The organism is Cedecea lapagei, from assembly GCF_900635955.1.
GTDB classification, from domain to species: Bacteria; Pseudomonadota; Gammaproteobacteria; order Enterobacterales; family Enterobacteriaceae; genus Cedecea; species Cedecea lapagei.
This window is the reverse complement of the sequence record NZ_LR134201.1, coordinates 1,926,445-1,943,856: the sequence shown is the minus strand read 5'-3', so window position 1 is coordinate 1,943,856 and position 17,412 is coordinate 1,926,445. Positions and strand designations below refer to the sequence as shown.

The 17,412-nt window shown below is 54.5% G+C and carries 17 protein-coding genes, 2 pseudogenes and 1 other annotated feature; of the genes and pseudogenes, 10 read left to right on the top strand and 9 right to left on the bottom strand.

The annotated features are described in order from the left end of the window. Position 1 precedes the first annotated feature (1 nt). The 5 genes and pseudogenes from EL098_RS09490 to EL098_RS09470 all read left to right on the top strand — a co-directional run bounded on the left by EL098_RS09490 (position 2) and on the right by EL098_RS09470 (position 3,628). On the top strand, positions 2-262 hold the full coding sequence (locus EL098_RS09490; protein ID WP_126355997.1) for a hypothetical protein: 261 nt from the start codon (positions 2-4) through the stop codon (positions 260-262). A gap of 494 nt (positions 263-756) precedes the next feature. After that, positions 757-1,706 (top strand): annotated as a pseudogene (locus tag EL098_RS09485) (IS3 family transposase); the annotation flags it as partial. A gap of 209 nt (positions 1,707-1,915) precedes the next feature. Further along, the gene (locus EL098_RS09480) at positions 1,916-2,986 is read left to right on the top strand and encodes an IS110 family RNA-guided transposase (RefSeq protein ID WP_126354924.1); all 1,071 of its coding nucleotides are present in this window, start codon (positions 1,916-1,918) and stop codon (positions 2,984-2,986) included. A gap of 7 nt (positions 2,987-2,993) precedes the next feature. Next, positions 2,994-3,179 (top strand): annotated as a pseudogene (locus EL098_RS09475) (IS3 family transposase); the annotation flags it as partial. A 194-nt stretch (positions 3,180-3,373) separates the two neighbouring features. Next, on the top strand, positions 3,374-3,628 hold the full coding sequence (locus tag EL098_RS09470) for a hypothetical protein (RefSeq protein WP_126355996.1): 255 nt from the start codon (positions 3,374-3,376) through the stop codon (positions 3,626-3,628). 39 nt (positions 3,629-3,667) lie between these two features. Here the strand turns inward: EL098_RS09470 and EL098_RS09465 are convergent, their stop codons facing one another. The 4 genes from EL098_RS09465 to EL098_RS09450 all read right to left on the bottom strand — a co-directional run bounded on the left by EL098_RS09465 (position 3,668) and on the right by EL098_RS09450 (position 6,184). Next, positions 3,668-4,003, bottom strand: a complete 336-nt coding sequence (locus EL098_RS09465; RefSeq protein ID WP_331852855.1) for a SymE family type I addiction module toxin — start codon at positions 4,001-4,003, stop codon at positions 3,668-3,670. 446 nt (positions 4,004-4,449) lie between these two features. After that, entirely contained in the window at positions 4,450-4,845 is a 396-nt protein-coding gene (gene yciA / locus EL098_RS09460) for an acyl-CoA thioester hydrolase YciA (protein WP_039294112.1), read from the bottom strand. Next, a complete protein-coding gene (locus tag EL098_RS09455; RefSeq protein WP_126355995.1) occupies positions 4,845-5,381 on the bottom strand; it encodes a septation protein A in 537 nt (178 codons plus the stop codon). Before EL098_RS09455 ends, yciA begins: the two co-directional genes overlap by 1 nt. Positions 5,382-5,440: 59 nt before the next feature. Beyond that, positions 5,441-6,184 carry a YciC family protein gene (locus tag EL098_RS09450; RefSeq protein ID WP_126355994.1) on the bottom strand — a complete coding sequence of 248 codons (744 nt, stop codon included), beginning with the start codon at positions 6,182-6,184 and terminating at the stop codon, positions 5,441-5,443. A 330-nt stretch (positions 6,185-6,514) separates the two neighbouring features. On the opposite strand from EL098_RS09450, the gene ompW reads away from it, so the two are divergent. Then, a complete protein-coding gene (gene ompW / locus EL098_RS09440; protein ID WP_126355993.1) occupies positions 6,515-7,147 on the top strand; it encodes an outer membrane protein OmpW in 633 nt (210 codons plus the stop codon). Positions 7,148-7,181: 34 nt separating this feature from the next. On the opposite strand, the gene trpA is transcribed toward ompW, so the two are convergent. From trpA to EL098_RS09415, 5 genes are read right to left on the bottom strand one after another with little or no spacing between them, the layout of a single operon-like run. Continuing rightward, positions 7,182-7,988, bottom strand: a complete 807-nt coding sequence (gene trpA, locus EL098_RS09435) for a tryptophan synthase subunit alpha (protein WP_126355992.1) — start codon at positions 7,986-7,988, stop codon at positions 7,182-7,184. After that, the gene (gene trpB, locus EL098_RS09430; RefSeq protein WP_126355991.1) at positions 7,988-9,178 is read right to left on the bottom strand and encodes a tryptophan synthase subunit beta; all 1,191 of its coding nucleotides are present in this window, start codon (positions 9,176-9,178) and stop codon (positions 7,988-7,990) included. Before trpB ends, trpA begins: the two co-directional genes overlap by 1 nt. A 12-nt stretch (positions 9,179-9,190) precedes the next feature. Next, a complete protein-coding gene (gene trpCF, locus EL098_RS09425; protein ID WP_126355990.1) occupies positions 9,191-10,552 on the bottom strand; it encodes a bifunctional indole-3-glycerol-phosphate synthase TrpC/phosphoribosylanthranilate isomerase TrpF in 1,362 nt (453 codons plus the stop codon). A 4-nt stretch (positions 10,553-10,556) separates the two neighbouring features. Next, entirely contained in the window at positions 10,557-12,152 is a 1,596-nt protein-coding gene (gene trpD / locus EL098_RS09420; protein WP_126355989.1) for a bifunctional anthranilate synthase glutamate amidotransferase component TrpG/anthranilate phosphoribosyltransferase TrpD, read from the bottom strand. Beyond that, entirely contained in the window at positions 12,152-13,714 is a 1,563-nt protein-coding gene (locus EL098_RS09415) for an anthranilate synthase component 1 (protein ID WP_126355988.1), read from the bottom strand. The genes trpD and EL098_RS09415 overlap by 1 nt, the downstream gene beginning before the upstream one ends. Positions 13,715-13,735: 21 nt before the next feature. After that, positions 13,736-13,833: a sequence feature (Trp leader region), on the bottom strand. Positions 13,834-13,989: 156 nt separating this feature from the next. Between EL098_RS09415 and rnm the strand changes: the two genes are divergently transcribed. From rnm to rluB, 4 genes are all read left to right on the top strand, one after another. Beyond that, positions 13,990-14,871, top strand: coding sequence for an RNase RNM (gene rnm, locus EL098_RS09410; RefSeq protein ID WP_126355987.1), 882 nt, complete (start codon positions 13,990-13,992; stop codon positions 14,869-14,871). Further along, on the top strand, positions 14,868-15,488 hold the full coding sequence (locus EL098_RS09405) for an L-threonylcarbamoyladenylate synthase (RefSeq protein ID WP_126355986.1): 621 nt from the start codon (positions 14,868-14,870) through the stop codon (positions 15,486-15,488). Before rnm ends, EL098_RS09405 begins: the two co-directional genes overlap by 4 nt. Positions 15,489-15,498: 10 nt before the next feature. Continuing rightward, the gene (locus tag EL098_RS09400; RefSeq protein ID WP_126355985.1) at positions 15,499-16,326 is read left to right on the top strand and encodes a MerR family transcriptional regulator; all 828 of its coding nucleotides are present in this window, start codon (positions 15,499-15,501) and stop codon (positions 16,324-16,326) included. 188 nt (positions 16,327-16,514) lie between these two features. Then, positions 16,515-17,399 carry a 23S rRNA pseudouridine(2605) synthase RluB gene (rluB, locus tag EL098_RS09395; RefSeq protein WP_126355984.1) on the top strand — a complete coding sequence of 295 codons (885 nt, stop codon included), beginning with the start codon at positions 16,515-16,517 and terminating at the stop codon, positions 17,397-17,399. The last annotated feature ends 13 nt before the right edge of the window (positions 17,400-17,412 follow it).

Sequence of the window (17,412 nt, the reverse complement as noted above, 5' to 3'; positions counted from 1 at the left end):
TATGTCTAAATCTCCATATATAGATCATGCAATAGATTTGGCTAAGAGTAAGGGCAATAGCATCGGCGATATTGTTGACGGGTGGTCTAAAGTTGAACAGGTTATTTACATGACAAACCCTTTAACGAATGATGTTCGCCAGACTATAGAAGCCTCGGAGCCATCCTTGCGTTATTGGAATGCAGAAAGAACACCGCATAATCGAGCTGAAGAGGGATTTATCTGCGACGAGTACAAAGTTGCCATTACTTTCCCTAAATAATTACCAGAAAATCCCGCCACCGTGGTGGGATTTTTTATCCAGAATATGCTCACTACCAGACAAGATATGTTTTTAGAGTGCCGCCATAATAGGCACTCCAAAACTATCCCGTCAGGGCGCAGTCCCGCCCCCAAAAATCCAGCCTTACAAACGCGCAGGTAACGCTGCTTGCCAATATCCAAAATATCCTCTCAAATAAAATCCCCTCCCGCGAGTTATTATTAAATCCCGCTTTTTACTTGTGCCCAAAAACCTCACACCCCACGCAAGACTTCGTCTTGCAGATTTATCTTTTACAATCATGTTGTTGCATTTTATTATTTTGCGCGGAGTTGAAGTGTCGGGTAAAAAGGTGTGTTAATTAGCACACATAACAGTGCCGGATTAGCACACCTTGAATCGCCACGGATAATCTAGACACTTCTGAGCCGTTGTTGGACTGACCCCACCCCGGTAGACGATCCTGCCCTATAGTTTGAGCACAGGAGGAGCGTATGGGCACACCACGATTTACACCTGAATTTAAGGAAGAAGCCGTCCGTCAGATAACGGAACGCGGTTATTCCGTCGCCGAAGTATCTGACCGTCTGGGTGTTTCTGCACACAGCCTCTACAAGTGGCTACGGGCTATCAAACCTGATAACAGCGAACAGCATGCCCGGGATTTACTGGAAGCCAAAAGCGAGATCCTGAAACTACGGGCGCAGCTAAAACGCACCGAAGAAGAACGGGATATCCTGAAAAAGGCCGCGCGGTACTTTGCAAGGGAGCCCGACTGAAGTACCGCTTTATCAATGAGCACCGCACTGTAAGGGGTGTCATGACGATGTGTCGGGTACTGAATGTTGCCCGGGCCGGGTTCTATGCGTGGCTGCACAACCCGGTCTCGGCGCGTGATAAAGATAACCAGCGTCTGCTGATGCTTATCCGCGACTCATATTCACTGAGCGGAGGCGTATACGGTTACCGGCGGGTTCATGGCGACCTGAACGAAATCGGGGAGACCTGCGGCAAAAATCGGGTGGGTCGTATTATGCAACTGAACCGGATCAAAGCCGTTCGCGGCTATAAGGCACCTCGCCGTATCGCCGGCAGACCTTCCGTTGTTGCCCCTAATCGCGTGCAGCGACAGTTTACCGTTGTCCGAGCCAATCAGATCTGGGTCACCGATATTACTTATATCCGCACCTGGCAGGGCTGGCTGTATCTGGCGGTGGTTATCGATCTCTTCGCCCGTAACGTGGTCGGCTGGTCGATGAAGCCCACTCTCTCACGCGAACTGGCACTGGATGCGCTGATGATGGCGGTCTGGCGACGTAAACCGGACAGCGAGGTCATCGTGCACTCAGACCAGGGCAGCCAGTACGGCAGCGACGACTGGCAACGGTTCTGTCGGGCCAATAATCTGGCACCCAGTATGAGTCGGCGTGGCAACTGCTGGGATACTCATTCTAATATACTTTCAAATACCGGATTGGACTGACCCGTGCTGGGATTGGCTCTGATGCCTTTGTGTTGACCTGTCGTCTGTTCTGGTATTTCCCGGGCATAACCGGGCCCAGCGTTTGTGACCTGATAGGAGCTTTGTACTGCATCCCGAGTGTCCTGTCCTGCGATGGGGATGGTTGTGCTACCAATATCTGGGGGCAAACCATGCAAAACGACCACAAATCTTCTGAAAGCGTGATCCTGGGGGTTGATACACACCTTGATATTCATGTCGGTGCTGTTATCAGTCAGGCAGGTAAACTGCTTGGCACTCACATTATTCAAACAAATCAAACTGGTTATCTGGAACTACTTGATTGGGCTCGTTCTTTTGGGTGTCTCGAACGAGCTGGCATTGAAGGAACCGGAACGTATGGTGCCGCATTAACACGTTATCTCATTAAGAATGGCATTTATGTGGTTGAAGTTAATCGGCCAGATCGCTCAAAACGTCGCCTTGAAGGGAAGTCAGATCCCCTGGATGCAGAAAATGCAGCCCGGTCAGTTCTTTCAGGGAGCAGCAAGGCCATACCCAAAATGCAGTCCGGCGCGTGTGAAGCTCTCCGGATTATCAGTGTTGCCCGACGCAGTGCAGTAAAAGCCCGCACGCAGGCGATTAATCAGCTTCGTGCGCTGCTGGTTAGTGCCCCGCAGGATGTCCGCGACAAACTCTGGAAATCGAAACCACACGAATGCGTTACCGCCTGCATTAACAGCGAGGTATCAGAGTATTCTCCATTGCGGATAGCCCTGTGCAACACTCTTCGAAGCCTTGCGAAACGATGGATGGCCCTGACTGAAGAGCTGAATGAACTGGACGAATCACTGGATAAACTGACCCGTAAATATGCCAGTCATCTTCGTAGCCAGTTTGGGGTAGGACCACAGACGGCTGCAACACTGCTGGCCGTTGCAGGTGATAACCCCGAACGTTTAAAAAATGAAGCGGCTCTGGCATCGCTCTGTGGCGTAAATCCGTTGCCAGCATCATCGGGAAAAACTGTCAGGCACAGATTAAACCGCGGCGGCTCACGCGAAGCTAATAACGCCCTGTGGACAATAGCCCTTGTGCGTATGCGTAGTGATCCGCGCACAAGAATCTATGTCGACAGAAGGACTGGTGAAGGGCTGTCGACCAAAGAGATCCTGAGATGCCTGAAGCGCTACATCGTCCGTGAACTCTATCCATTGATTTTATCAGATCTCGCCTATGCCAATCGCCCGCTCTTGACATAGGAGCGTCAATGCGGTGGCCGAATCGTTCTTCAGTTCACTGAAAAAAGAACGCATCAGGAAGAGAATATACAAAACCCGGGATCTGGCCCGGGCCGATATCTTCGATTACATTGAAGTCTTCTACAACCGGGCCCGGCGCCACAGTCATCTCGGCGGCGTCAGTCCGGAGGCCTTCGAACAGGCCTCGTCGTGAGGACAGGAAATGTCTACTGCTGTGGGGTCAGTCCATTGTAACAACCCAGAAGGCAAAAGATCAGGCTTTACGGCAATCAGAAGCACTGAAAAATAATGGAATGACAGGTCGTTGGGAAGTACCAAATCAGGCACAGGCTAATCGTGCACAGAAAATGTTCGATGAGCTTGGTATTAAGAATATAGAGGTGAAAATTGTCAAAGAATAGTCATACCAGATTGGTAAAGGTCATTGCTGATATAGCTATATTTTTGGAGTTTACGGATGAAGAGCGCCTAGATCCTGATACAGCAATTGAAGTAATGGAGCAAATGTCAGCAGAGCTTCAATTACTTGATGATAATGATAGAAAAGACATCATTAATATTTTCCACAATATATCTAAGGAGTACCTGGGAAATAAATCAGAGTATGTTAAAGAATTGCCGGATTCATTAGGGCTTCTTTAGAGATATCCCGGCCATCAAGCCGGGATTTTACGTTAAGGCTCAGTCCTTACCCCGCTTCAGACAGTCATAGCGGGGCGACACTCGTCTGATAACCGGGATATCGCCGGTATCATTCAACGCCCCAGGAAAGTCTTTGATCCACTGCTGCATCTTCTTCTTGTTGAAATGCGTGTCGCTTAATCCCTCGGCACAGCCCCAAAGTTCGCGGCTGTTCTGGGCGGTAATCACAATGCAGTCCGGCATCACGCGGATTTTTATTGGCATACCTGGCGTAAAACCTGCCTGTGAAATCCACGCGCCCTGAAGCGGCAGATAGTCGTACCACACCCGGTCGTAAAACTCGGTGCGGGTAAGCGGGGATGGGGTTGCTGGCAAGCACTTATCTGATTTATTGCGTACCGAATCGCAGTTTTCAGCATTATTTTCTGGCGTGTTTGATTTTGTTTTGGAAATGGTGACTTCTGGCTTAAAATTCTTAGTAGCTATGTTCAACTCCTTCTTAGTTGCATGTGGTTAGCGACATGGAGGTGGTGACACACCTTTATGTCGCGCTATTTCATAACTAATTTATTATGCAATATTTCTCACTTCTGTAAGCCATCCGTTTCAACACCTGAACACTATATCACGCTGTACAAAAACACAGCGACTGATTCACTGACTATATCTAAAATTGCGACATGTCTTCTAAAAATAATACGGTGGGATGTAACGTTGCATTGTTGATAACGATTACGCCTATTTCATCTCTCAGGAATCTTATTGCCGCATAATAAAATGCGGCAATAAAAAACCCGGCATTGCCGGGCTTCTCTTAAGCACTAATCTATCTGAGGTATCGCACGAGGCTTGCCTTCTTTATCCACGGCGACATAGATAAATATCGCCTCGGTGGCTTTGTAGCGCTGGCCGATAGGCTCGGAAGAAACCTTTTTCACCCAGACTTCCACATTGATGGTGATGGACGTTGTCCCGCGCTTGACGCAGCGGGCGTAGCAGCACACCACATCGCCCACCGCCACCGGCTTCAGGAACGTCATGCCGTCCACGCGCACGGTCACCACGCGGCCATGAGCGATTTCTTTGGCCTGAATGGCGCCGCCCATATCCATCTGTGACATCAGCCAGCCGCCAAAAATATCGCCGTTGGCGTTGGTGTCCGCTGGCATAGCCAGGGTGCGCAGCACTAATTCACCTTGCGGTAATTCGTTCGGCATTACTGCTCTTCCTTTGGCATATGACGGTAGATATAGACGCCGCTCAGCAGGGTGAAGACCAGCGTGAGGGCGGTCAGCCCGAAGACTTTAAAGTTAATCCAGATGCTTTCCGGTAGCCAGAACGCCACGTAAATATTCAATAAACCACAGGCGATGAAGAACAGCGCCCAGGCGATATTCAGGCGAGTCCACACTTCGGTCGGCAAGGTGATTTCTTTACCCAACATGCTTTGAATCAGCAGCTTGTTCATACCGAACTGCATCACCAGCAGAGCGGCGGCGAACAGGCCGTAAATCAGCGACACTTTCCACTTAATGAATTCGGCGTTGTGGAAATAAATAGTCAGCCCGCCAAAGACGGCAACCATCACAAAGGTCACCAGCGTGGTTTTTTCCAGCTTGCGATACTTAACCCAGCTGTAAACCAGCGCGAGGGCGGTGGCGATGATCAGCGCCCAGGTGCCGACAAAAATGTCGTACATCTTGTAGAAGGCAAAGAAGACAATCAGGGGCAGGAAGTCGAGAAACTGCTTCATAATCTGTTCCGTAAAGAGGTGACTCCTGACTATAACTCGCTGTCAGGAGTCGGGGAAGGTTATTGACGTATCAGCATGTACAGGCGGAATAAGTAGATAAGCAGCACGGCTGAAATCAGGTTGCTTATGGTATTCGCAATCACCGCGCCGGCTTCCGGCGACAGCGCGGCAAAGCTGGATGCCAGCAGCAGTAACGCCGTTTTAGCCGCCAGCCAGGCCACAACGGCCGGGGCGACAAGGCGCATGTTCGCCCACACCAGGCGCAGGCTGCTGCGCATGGAGCGGAAAATGCCGGTTTTATCCTGCACCAGCATCACCGGCGCGAGGGAAAGCAGGATAGCCAGCAGCACGCCAGGCACAACCACAAGCATGATGCCGATTTGCACCAGCAGCGTGGTCAGGAAGATCAGAATGAACATTTTCGGCAGGACGGGCGCAGAGGCACCAATCGCGCGCAGGGCGCTGACGCGCTGGCCTGCAGAAACGATTTGCATCAGCACCAGCATGCTGGCTGCCAGAATGGCGTTGCCAATCAGGCCAGAAAACGTGGAGGCCGCAGACGCTTTCAGTAACACCTGCTGCTGTTCCAGCGACATATTCTGCACTAAATCAAACAGCCCGACGCTGCCCGCCAGATTATCTCCCTCACTCAGAATCGCCATTTGTTCTTCGCTGGGCGAAAACGCGCGGCCAATAATCACCGAAATTAAGGCGCAAAGTAACGCAATCAGCAATATGGTAATGAACTGATTACGAAGAAAATTTCCCGTGTCACGGTATACCGAACCCGCCGTGATAGACATGCACTCTCCTTGGTGTTGCTAGCGGTTATCAATCTGCGGGCAATTGTACCCTGGATGAGCCTGCCGTGGCACCACAAAGACTTCCTGTAAGCGGTTGAATCGCGTCGATTAGCCTGCAGGTTGTACAGATATGACAGAAATTTACGAAAGTTGATAATTCAATAAAATTGACCTGGTTTCGATTTGTTGTTTTTTCATGATGCTGCCAAAAATTAATCCAGATCATTGAATGTTAAATTAGAAGACAAAGTGTGATCGGTGTTAGATCACTTTGTACTTATTTCTGAGTATATTCAGCCCGCTGTTAAAAACCATAACAAGGGAAGGGCTATGAAAAAACTCACTCTGGCATTACTGGCGATGGGGTGCCTGTCCGGAGCAGCTTCGGCGCACCAGGCTGGCGAATTCTTTATGCGCGCAGGTACCGCAACGGTTCGTCCAACCGCCGGGTCGGATGATGTACTCAAGATGGGCGGATTTAAGGTTGATAACAATACGCAACTGGGGCTGACCTTTGACTATATGGTCACCGATAACTTCGGCATTGAGCTGCTGGCGGCAACGCCGTTCCGCCATAAGGTTGGGCTTGGGCCAACCGGTGACCTGGCGACCGTACATCAGCTGCCGCCGACGCTGATGGCGCAGTGGTACTTTGGCGATGCGGGCAGCAAAGTGCGGCCTTATGTCGGCGTCGGGGTGAACTACACCACCTTCTTTGATGCAAGTTTCAATGACACCGGCAAAAGCGCAGGCTTGAGCGATCTGAAAGTGAAAGATTCGTGGGGGGCTGCGGGTCAGGTCGGGCTGGATTATCTGGTGAACGAAGACTGGCTGCTGAACATGTCCGTCTGGTATATGGACATTGATACTTCGGTGAAATTCAAAGCCGCAGGTGAGCAGCAAAATATCAAGACCCGCATCGATCCGTGGGTGTTTATGTTCTCTGCGGGCTACCGCTTCTGATAAAAAGGCCGGGTCTCCCCGGCCTTCTTGCTGATTAACCGCGCGTGGCGGCTTTCATGTTCTGCACGAACTGTTTCAGTTCGCTGAGCATTACTTCCGGCTGCTCAAGGTTTTTCTCGATGATTTTCACCACCGCGGAGCCGGAGATTGCGCCTGCTGCACCCGCAGCTATCGCATCGCGCACCTGAGAAGGCTCAGAGATGCCGAAGCCTTGCAGAGGCGGTGCGGCATGGTACTCGCCCAGTTTATCAATCAGATGGTTCAGCGGTAGCTGGGCGCGCGTTTCCGTACCCGTCACGCCTGCGCGGGAGAGCAGATAAGTGTAACCTCTGCCGTGGGACGAAATTTCACGCAGCAGCGCGTCGTCTGCGTTTGGCGGGCAGATAAAGATAGGCGCTACGCCGTGGCGCATCGCCGCGTGACGGAACTCTGCGGATTCTTCAACCGGCACATCGGCTACCAGCACGGAATCCACCCCCACCTGGGCACACAGCGCGTAGAACTCGTCGATGCCGCGGTTAAAGACCAGGTTGGCATACATCAGCAGGCCAATCGGGATCTCCGGGTATTTTTTGCGGATCGTCGCCAGCATTTCAAAGCACTGGGTTGGCGTGACGTCAGAGGCAAAAGCACGCAGCGCAGCGCCCTGAATGGTCGGGCCATCCGCAAGCGGATCGGAGAATGGAATACCCAGCTCCAGCGCATCCGCGCCGCCTTCGATCAGCGCATCGATAATTTTCAGCGAAAGCTCAGGGTTAGGATCGCCCAGCGTCACAAAGGGAACGAATGCGCCTTCCTTGCGGGCCTGCAGCTTCTCAAAAAGATGATGATAACGTTCCATTACATTTCCCCTCGTGCTTTCAGAATATCGTGGACGGTGAAGATGTCTTTGTCGCCGCGGCCAGAGAGGTTCACTACCAACAGCTGCTCTTTTTCAGGGTTCAAGCGCATCATTTTCAACGCATGGGCGAGGGCGTGGGAGGACTCCAGCGCAGGGATAATCCCTTCGCTGCGGCACAGTGTTTTAAAGGCGTCCAGCGCTTCGTTATCGGTAATGGAGACGTAATCGGCGCGGCCGGTGCTGTTCAGATGAGCGTGCTGCGGCCCAACGGACGGGAAGTCCAGGCCGGCAGAGATGGAGTAAGACTCTTCAATTTGCCCCTCGTCGGTCTGCATCATCGGCGACTTCATGCCGAAGTAAATGCCCACGCGGCCATGTTTCAGCGGCGCGCCGTGCTCGCCGGTTTCAATCCCGTGCCCTGCAGGCTCAACGCCAATCAGGCCGACGCTGGTCTCTTCAATAAAGTCGGCAAACATGCCGATGGCGTTGGAGCCGCCGCCCACGCAGGCGATCACCGCGTCAGGCAGGCGACCTTCTTTTTCCAGAATCTGCGCTTTAGTTTCTTCGCCGATCATGCGCTGGAACTCACGCACGATAGTCGGGAACGGATGCGGACCTGCAGCGGTGCCCAGCATGTAGTGCGCGGTTTCATAGCTTGCAGACCAGTCGCGCAGCGCCTCGTTACAGGCATCTTTCAGGGTCGATGAGCCGCTGTGTACCGGAATCACTTCTGCACCCATCAGGCGCATACGGAAGACGTTAGGCGACTGGCGCTCAACGTCTTTTGCCCCCATGTAGATACGGCATTTCAGGCCGAGCAGGGCGCTGGCGAGCGCAGAGGCCACGCCGTGCTGGCCTGCGCCAGTTTCAGCGATGATCTCGGTTTTGCCCATACGTTTGGCGAGCAGCGCCTGGCCCAGTACCTGGTTGGTTTTGTGCGCGCCGCCGTGAAGCAGATCTTCACGTTTGAGGTACAGCGTGGTGTTGGTTCCGGCCGTCAAGTTGCGGCATTTGGTCAGGGCCGTTGGGCGACCCGCGTAGTTCTTCAGCAGGTCGGTAAACTCCGCCTGGAACTCCGCATCGCTTTGCGCCGCTACGAACGCTTCTTCAAGCTGGCGCAGGGCAGGCATCAGGATCTGCGGCACGTACATGCCGCCAAATTCACCAAAATAGGGGTTCAGTAAAGTCATGGTATCTCTTCCTTAGTAAGCCCGCAGGGTCCGGAAGACCGCAGCCAGCTTGTTAGCATCTTTTATTCCCGGCGCGCTTTCCACGCCAGAGTTGAAATCCAGTCCCGCGCAGCCGGCTTTTGCCGCTTCAACGCAGTTATCCGCTCCGAGGCCGCCCGCCAGAATCACGTTTTCCAGCTTTTGTCCGGCTAACAGTCGCCAGTCGAAGCTTTGCCCTGTGCCGCCCTGGCCGTTATCGAATACATATTTATCGACGTGCTGCAGGTTGCGCTCCGGCAGCGTGTCGGCCACGCTCAGCGCCTTCCAGATTTGCGTTTTCTCCGGCAGCAGGGCTCTTAGCTCATTAATGTATTCCTGGCTCTCAGCGCCGTGGAGCTGAACAGCACTGAGCGAGAATTTCTCTACTTTCTCCACGACTTCTGCGACCGGCGTATTTCTGAATACGCCAACGTAGCGAAGCGGGGCGGCGGAAATCACCGCTGCGGCTTTATCATCGCTAACAAAGCGAGGTGACGCAGGTACGAAGATCAGTCCGCCATACAGCGCTCCGGCCTCCTGCGCTGCGCGGGCATCTTCACCTCGCGTCAGGCCGCAGACTTTGTTCTCCCCAAGCAGCACGCGGCGTACCGCGGCGTTCAGGTCGTCTTCGCTCATCAGCGCGGAGCCAATCAGGAAGCCGTTGGCGAAGTGGCTAAGTTCGCGGACCTGAGCATAATTATTAATGCCTGACTCGCTGATAACCGTTACGCCGTGCGTCAGACGTGGCGCCAGCTGACGAGTGCGGTTCAGATCGATGGACAGGTCACGCAGGTCGCGGTTGTTAATGCCGACCACTTTGGCGCCAAGCTCGATAGCTCTCTCCAGCTCTTCCTCATTGCTCACTTCGGTCAGCACGCCCATGTTCAGACTATGGGCTACTGCGGCAAGCTGGCGATACTGTTCGTCGTCCAGAACCGAAAGCATCAGCAGGCAGGCGTCCGCCTGGTAAAAACGTGCCAGATGAATCTGGTAAGCGTCGATAATAAAGTCTTTGCACAGCACCGGCTGGCTGACAATACCGCTGACGATCGGCAGAAAATCAAAGCTGCCCTGAAAGTATTTTTCGTCGGTCAGCACCGATACCGCAGAAGCATAATGCTTATATACGCCGGCAATTCGGGCCGGGTCGAAATCGTCGCGGATAACCCCTTTAGACGGGGACGCTTTTTTGCATTCAAGAATGAAGACGGTGCGGGCGCCCTGCAGCGCATGATAGAAATTGCGCGTGGCTGGCACTATCTCATTCTGGAAACTCGCCAGCGGCTGCTGCTGTTTGCGGGCTTCGACCCACAGCGCTTTATCAGCCACGATGCGGTTTAATACGGTTTCCTGCATTACCTTATCCTCTTCCCGCGAGCGCGGTCACGCGGTCATATGCAGCACCGCTACGTAATACATCCAGCACTTTCTGCGCGTTTGCCTTCAGGTCTTCATGGCCGTGCAGCCGCATCAGCATGGCCACGTTTGCCGCGACGGCAGACTCGTGTGCCGTCTCACCTTTACCTTGTAGCAGGCGAGTCAGAATGTCACGGTTTTCTTCAGGCGTGCCGCCCGCCAGTGCTTCCTGATGGTAGGCCGGGAGGTCAAAATCGGCGGCGGTCAGCTGGTAACTTTTAATTTCGCCGTTATTCAGCTCGGCAACCAGCGTTGGAGCGTGAAGCGAAACTTCATCCATGCCGCCGCTGTGAACAACGGCCGCACGCTTGTAGCCGAGGACGCGCAGGGTTTCTGCAATAGGCAGCACCAGCTCCGGGCTGTAAACGCCAATCAGCGCCAGCGGCGGATGCGCCGGGTTAATCAGCGGCCCCAGCACATTAAACAGGGTGCGCGTTTTTAGCTGCTGGCGAACGGGCATCGCATGGCGGAAACCCGTATGGTATTTCGGCGCAAACAGGAAACAGACGCCCAGCTCGTCCAGCGCTTTGCGGGAAGCATCGGCGTTCATCTCAAGGTTAATGCCAAACGCTGCCAGCAGATCGGATGAACCGGACTTGCTGGAGACGCTGCGGTTGCCGTGTTTGGCGACCTTAAGCCCCACAGCCGCAGCCACAAAGGCGCTGGCGGTCGAGATATTAATGCTGTTGCTGCCGTCGCCGCCGGTGCCGACGATATCGGCAAATTCGTAGCTCGGACTTGGGAACGGTGCAGCGTGTTCGAGCAGGGCGGAGGCAGCCCCGGCGATTTCGTTCGGATGTTCGCCGCGCACCTTCATGCTGACCAGCGCTGCCGCAAGCTGCTCTGGTTTTAACTCACCGCGCACGATGGCGGAAAACAGCTGGTGGCTCTCTTCGCGGCTCAGGGTTTGCGCCTGGTAAAGTTTATCGAGGATCGGCTGCAGCGTGTTGGCCTGCTTCAGCTTCTGCAGCGCCCAGTCGAGCGTCTGCTCCAGCAGGCGAGCGCCGTGGCTGGTCAGGATGGATTCCGGGTGGAACTGGAAGCCCACAACCCGGTCGGCCTCATGACGAACCGCCATCACCATGCCGTTGAAGTGCGCGTTGATGGTCAGCCCGGCAGGAATATTGCTGCCGACAAGCGAGTGATAACGTGCAACCGGCAGCGGGTTAGGCAGCCCGGCGAACATCGCTTCGCCGTCATGAGAAATAGAGGAGGCTTTGCCGTGCAGGATTTCACCCGCCTGACCCACATAGCCGCCGTAAGCTTCAACGATGGCCTGGTGTCCCAGGCAGATGCCGATGATCGGCAGCTTGCCGCGCATGCGCGTCAGCAATTCAGGCATACAGCCCGCTTCGCTTGGCGCGCCGGGGCCCGGGGATAACATCAGAATCGGGTTATCCATGGTGGCCAGACGTTCAATCAGGGTCTGCGCCGGAACATGGTTACGGTAAATCACCACATTGTGACCGTTGGCGCGAAGCTGGTCTGCCAGGTTATAGGTGAATGAGTCGATATTATCGAGCAGCAGAATGTCAGCCATTAGAAAATCTCCTGTGCGTGATGCGCGGTAGCAATGGCGCGCAAAACGGCGCGGGCTTTGTTGCGGGTTTCGTCGGCTTCGGACTGCGGGTCAGAATCCAGAACCACGCCAGCGCCTGCCTGCACGGTGGCGATCCCGTCTTCAACGTAGGCGGAGCGGATAACGATGCAGGTATCAAGGTCGCCGTGGGCGGTAAAGTAACCCACCGCACCGCCGTAGCTGCCGCGGCGAACGCCTTCGGCACCGGCAATCAGCTGCATCGCACGCACTTTCGGCGCGCCGCTCAGGGTGCCCATGTTCATGCAGGCGCGGTAGGCGTGCAGCACGTCCAGGTCATGGCGAAGCTCGCCGACGACGCGGGAGACCAGGTGCATGACAAAAGAGTAGCGATCAACTTTGGTTAAATCGGCCACATAGCGGCTGCCCGGAGTACAAATGCGGGCCAGGTCGTTACGCGCCAGGTCAACCAGCATTAAATGCTCGGAGAGCTCTTTATGGTCGGTGCGCATTTCCAGTTCGATGCGGCTGTCCAGGTCACGATCCAAAGAGCCGTCTGCGCGACGACCGCGCGGGCGCGTGCCGGCAATCGGGTAGATCTCAATCTGGCGGTTCGTCGCGTCGTATTTCAGCGAGCTTTCCGGAGAAGCGCCGAACAGCGTAAAGTCGTTGTCCTGCATAAAGAACATGTAGGGGCTTGGGTTGCTCTTCTTCAGCGTCTGGTAAGCGGCCAGCGGCGACGGGCAGGGCAGCGAGAAGCGACGAGAAGGCACAACCTGGAAAATTTCGCCGATGCGGATGGCTTTTTGCATCTGGCGAACAACCGCGCCGAACTCTTCATCACTTTGGTTAACTTCACAGCTCATGTGCTCAACTTTCTGCACCGGCAGCGCAGCAGGCTCTTCGCTGATTTGCTGGCGAAGCTGTTCCGTGCGCTTAATCAGTCGCTGTTTCTCGCTCTCTGACGGCGTAAACAGGCTGGCCTGAATGCGGGTCTGTTTTTTCTGGTGATCGATGGTCAGTAAAGTTTCGGCCAGGTAGAAGCAGTAATCCGGGCAGCGGTTATCCTGCTTAAGCTGCGGCAGATCTTCGAAACCGGCCACCAGGTCATAAGCGAACAGGCCACCAAAGAACATGGCGTCTCGCTCGTCAGCGGGCAGAGTCACCAGCTCCTGCATGATGCGGAAAGCGTCAAAGACCGACAGCGAGCACAGGCGTGCATCTTCATCTAATAAGCTGCTGCTTCCCGGGAAGCGTAAGGTGCGGCCATCAGGGAAACGTTCATTTTCAACACCCGCCGGCAGGGCGGCATCCAGAAGCGGCAGTAAAGAGGCACCGTTCGCAGACAGCGCCTGTACAGTGACGGTGTCACCCAGCGCCGTAATGCGCAGCGCGCTATCCACCAGCAGCAGGCTCTTTAAATCGTTTTTGCTGTTGATGTCGGCTGACTCCAGCAGCAGCGTTGCAGGACGAGCGCCGCACAGCTGGTGGAAAAGGGCCGTCGGGTTTTCACGGTAGGCAGCTTCGCTGCTCAGGAGTTCAAGTGCTGGTTTTTGTGTTTGCATTTCAGTTCTCAAATTTTGTTCAAAAAAAAGCCCGCATCGTTGGCGGGCCTGGTATCTGCGCTGGTAAACAGCGTACGCGATCGCACCGCCCGACTTCAGGAAGTACGCCACCCACCGTGCAGGGAATTCATCGCTTTCATTTCAGATACCTCGTCATGTGAACTTGCGTACTAGTAAACTGGTTCGCGCGTGTGTTGTCAATACTGATTTTTTAAAATAGCCGATTATCGTTATCATGGGCCGCTAAATTTTTGTTTATCCATTCTGGAGCTATTTTGAGCGAGCCCACCCTGGCCACGATCCACGATTTACACAGCCACACTACCGCCTCGGACGGCCTGTTGTCTCCTGAAGCTCTTGTCAGTCGGGCGGTAGATATGCGCGTGACGGTTCTCGCGATTACCGATCACGATACCGTCGCTGGCCTGCCTGCCGCCCGTGCAGAAATTGAACGACTGAATTTGCCCCTGCAGTTAATCAGCGGCGTGGAAATCTCAACCCTTTGGGAAAACCACGAAATTCACATCGTCGGGCTGGGTATTGATGAAGAGCATCCGATGCTGAAGCTTTTCCTTGAACAGCAAAGCGAGCGCCGGCGCCAGCGAGCGGAGATGATCGCCGATCGCCTGGATAAAGCGCGGATTCCTGGCGCCTTAGAGGGCGCCATGCGTCATGCCAACGGAGGGGCTATCACGCGCGGTCATTTCGCTCGTTTTCTCGTTGAGGAGGGCAAAGCTGGCAACATGGGCGACGTGTTCAAAAAGTACCTCGCGAAAGGGAAAACGGGATACGTTCCGCCTCAGTGGTGTACAATAGAACAAGCTATTGATGTCATTCATCATTCTGGCGGGCAGGCGGTGCTGGCGCACCCGGGGCGCTACGGCCTGACCGCAAAATGGCTAAAACGACTGCTGGCGCACTTTGCCGAACACGGTGGCGATGCCATGGAGGTTGCGCAGTGCCAGCAGGCTCCCAACGAGCGAACCCAGCTTGCGGGTTATGCACAGCAGTTTAATTTGCTGGCATCGCAGGGGTCAGATTTTCATCTCCCCTGCGCCTGGATTGAGCTCGGTCGTAAGCTGTGGCTACCGGCAGGCGTTGAGCCCGTCTGGCAGCACTGGGAGCAGAGCCACATCGCGAAAGAGAGGGCAGTATGAGTCAGTTTTTTTATATCCATCCGGATAACCCGCAGCCGCGTCTGATTAACCAGGCGGTAGAGATTCTTCGTAAAGGTGGGGTGATTGTTTACCCTACCGACTCCGGCTATGCGTTGGGCTGTAAGCTGGAAGATAAGTCGGCGATGGAGCGCATTTGCCGCATCCGGCAGCTCCCGGATGGCCACAACTTTACCCTGATGTGCCGGGATTTGTCGGAGCTGTCAACCTATGCGTTCGTTGACAACATTGCGTTTCGCCTGATTAAAAACAATACGCCGGGCAACTACACCTTTATTCTCAAAGGCACTAAAGAGGTGCCGCGCCGTCTGCTGCAGGAAAAACGTAAAACCATCGGCCTGCGCGTGCCGTCAAACCCCATTGCGCTGGCGCTGCTGGAAGTGCTGGATGAGCCGATGCTGTCAACATCCCTGATGCTGCCGGGAAATGAGTTTACCGAATCCGATCCTGAAGAGATTAAAGATCGTCTGGAGAAGGTTGTGGAGCTGGTTATCCACGGTGGCTATCTGGGCCAGCAGCCGACCACGGTTATCGACCTCACCGAAGACGCACCGATAGTGATGCGTGAGGGCGTCGGGGACGTTAAACCTTTCCTGTAAGGAAATAGTTATGGCCCGCTTTAACATTGATGTTCTGGCTTCTCAATGCGGCGTTACCCCAGCCAATATTCGCAGCTGGCAGCGATACGGTTTAATCAAACCGCTGGTGGATGAGAACGGGCACCGTTTCTTTAATTTTACCCACTTTTCCCGCGTTATGGCGATCGTTGGCTTACTTGAAAAGGGCGCCGCTTTGCCGGATATGCTGGCGCGCCTGAACGGAGATAAAACCTCTCCGCCTTCAGGCTGGGTTGAGGTTCAGGAAGCCTTGCTGGCGCTGTGCGAGGCGATGCAGCCTGCAAAGCTGCGGGGGCTTATCTGGCGCTGCGGTCGAGAACTGCCTCCGGCGATTTTTATTGACGAAATAATCCGTCCGCTCAGGTTGTGGCTGAATGCCGGTGTGCAGCAGGAAATGGTCATGAGCCGGGCATTGCTGGATACGGCGCTGACAGAATATGCCACGTTCGTGCTGGCCAGCGGGCGCAAGCGCCCTGGCGGCAGACTGTTTATTCTGGCGCTCTCGCTCAGGGATCCCGTTGAGCTGTGGCTGGAAGGCATTCGTTTCGCCAGCGACGGTTTTTGCGTGGAGGTGCTGGATCGTGAAATTCCGTGTCCGGACCTCAGCGGCATCGCCGCCGATCACATTATGATTTGGACAGATAAACCGCTGGATCAGGAGCAACAGGCGCTTTATCAGCGCTGGCTGAAAAGCGGCCTTCCTGTGTTTCTTGCAGGCAGTGAAGGGGCAAAAGCGCAGCGGAGTCAGGTCGCCCCTCGCGAGCCTTTACCCGCCGACCGTGTCTTGCTGTCTGCCAGCCTGAGCCAGCAGGAAGTGTAATGCCGGCATAGTGGGTTTTAACTCCATTTACACTAAAATTCGTGTACTATGTGCGGCCACGAAGCTGCCGGCGATTTTTCACTGCGGCCGGGCAGCGGTCCGCATCCGTATTTAGACTTCATCAGGCCAATGCCTTTTGATTTCAAAGTATCTGAGACGCCTGTGAAGGCGACACCCGAGGAAGCTCAATGAGCGAAAAGTTACAAAAAGTGCTGGCTCGCGCTGGCCATGGTTCCCGTCGTGAGATTGAAACCATTATCTCTGCTGGTCGCGTAAGCGTTGATGGCAAAATCGCCACGCTTGGCGATCGTGTTGAAATTACCCAGGCGCTTAAAATTCGCATTGATGGTCATTTGATCTCGATTCGTGAATCTGCAGAGCAAATCTGCCGCGTACTGGCCTATTACAAACCTGAAGGTGAACTGTGTACCCGCAGCGATCCGGAAGGGCGCCCGACGGTGTTTGACCGCCTGCCAAAGCTGCGCGGTGCTCGCTGGATTGCCGTAGGGCGTCTCGACGTGAACACCTGTGGTTTACTGCTGTTCACCACCGACGGCGAGCTGGCTAACCGCCTTATGCATCCTAGCCGTGAAGTAGAACGTGAATATTCCGTTCGTGTGTTTGGTCAGGTCGACGACGACAAGGTCAGGCAGCTGTCTCGCGGCGTGCAGCTTGAAGATGGTCCGGCGGCATTCAAAACCATCAAGTTCACCGGCGGCGAAGGCATTAACCAGTGGTACAACGTCACCCTGACCGAAGGCCGTAACCGTGAGGTTCGTCGTCTGTGGGAAGCAGTTGGCGTGCAGGTTAGCCGCCTTATTCGCGTCCGCTACGGCGACATCAAACTGCCTAAAGGCCTGCCGCGTGGTGGATATACTGAGCTTGATCTGGCCCAGACAAACTATCTGCGTACGCTTGTCGAGCTGCCGGAAGAAACCAGCAGCAAGGTGGCGGTAGAAAAAGATCGCCGCCGCATGAAGGCGAACCAGATTCGCCGCGCCGTCAAGCGTCACACTCAGGCCACGGGCGGCAACCGCCGTTCAGGCAGCCGCAATAACGGAAGCGGCAACTAAATTCTGACCCCTC

Coding starts and splice junctions, on each gene's coding strand:
- EL098_RS09450 (WP_126355994.1), bottom strand. CDS start 6,184: ATGTCTATCACGGCGGGTTCGGTATACCGTGACACGGGAAATTTTCTT.
- EL098_RS09415 (WP_126355988.1), bottom strand. CDS start 13,714: ATGCAAACACAAAAACCAGCACTTGAACTCCTGAGCAGCGAAGCTGCC.
- trpA (WP_126355992.1), bottom strand. CDS start 7,988: ATGGAACGTTATCATCATCTTTTTGAGAAGCTGCAGGCCCGCAAGGAA.
- EL098_RS09405 (WP_126355986.1), top strand. CDS start 14,868: ATGAGTCAGTTTTTTTATATCCATCCGGATAACCCGCAGCCGCGTCTG.
- EL098_RS09480 (WP_126354924.1), top strand. CDS start 1,916: ATGCAAAACGACCACAAATCTTCTGAAAGCGTGATCCTGGGGGTTGAT.
- trpD (WP_126355989.1), bottom strand. CDS start 12,152: ATGGCTGACATTCTGCTGCTCGATAATATCGACTCATTCACCTATAAC.
- EL098_RS09490 (WP_126355997.1), top strand. CDS start 2: ATGTCTAAATCTCCATATATAGATCATGCAATAGATTTGGCTAAGAGT.
- EL098_RS09455 (WP_126355995.1), bottom strand. CDS start 5,381: ATGAAGCAGTTTCTCGACTTCCTGCCCCTGATTGTCTTCTTTGCCTTC.
- trpB (WP_126355991.1), bottom strand. CDS start 9,178: ATGACTTTACTGAACCCCTATTTTGGTGAATTTGGCGGCATGTACGTG.
- yciA (WP_039294112.1), bottom strand. CDS start 4,845: ATGCCGAACGAATTACCGCAAGGTGAATTAGTGCTGCGCACCCTGGCT.
- EL098_RS09400 (WP_126355985.1), top strand. CDS start 15,499: ATGGCCCGCTTTAACATTGATGTTCTGGCTTCTCAATGCGGCGTTACC.
- ompW (WP_126355993.1), top strand. CDS start 6,515: ATGAAAAAACTCACTCTGGCATTACTGGCGATGGGGTGCCTGTCCGGA.
- rluB (WP_126355984.1), top strand. CDS start 16,515: ATGAGCGAAAAGTTACAAAAAGTGCTGGCTCGCGCTGGCCATGGTTCC.
- trpCF (WP_126355990.1), bottom strand. CDS start 10,552: ATGCAGGAAACCGTATTAAACCGCATCGTGGCTGATAAAGCGCTGTGG.